Annotated in this window: 1 protein-coding gene; it reads left to right on the forward strand. The window is 50.5% G+C overall.

The annotated features are described in order from the left end of the window. Nucleotides 1–33: 33 nt before the first annotated feature. The coding region (locus ACTHSP_RS24445) for a glycine zipper 2TM domain-containing protein (protein WP_440347268.1) at nucleotides 34–206 on the forward strand (173 nt) is incomplete at its 3' end.

Here is a 206-nt window from a genome sequence, read left to right on the forward strand (position 1 = left end):
TATACAGCTTAACCCCTGATGGAGAATCAAACCATGAAGAAAACTTTTGCAAAAACTGTGACCTTGATCATGCTGGCCGCTTCTTTGGGTGCATGTGCCAATATGACTCAAACCCAACGCAACACTGCGGCTGGTGCGGTATTGGGTGGCGTGGCAGGTAACTTGATTGGTGGCGATACCGGCTCTACCTTGGGTGGTGCGGCTTT

This window comes from Neisseria sp. P0001.S005, from assembly GCF_051963715.1.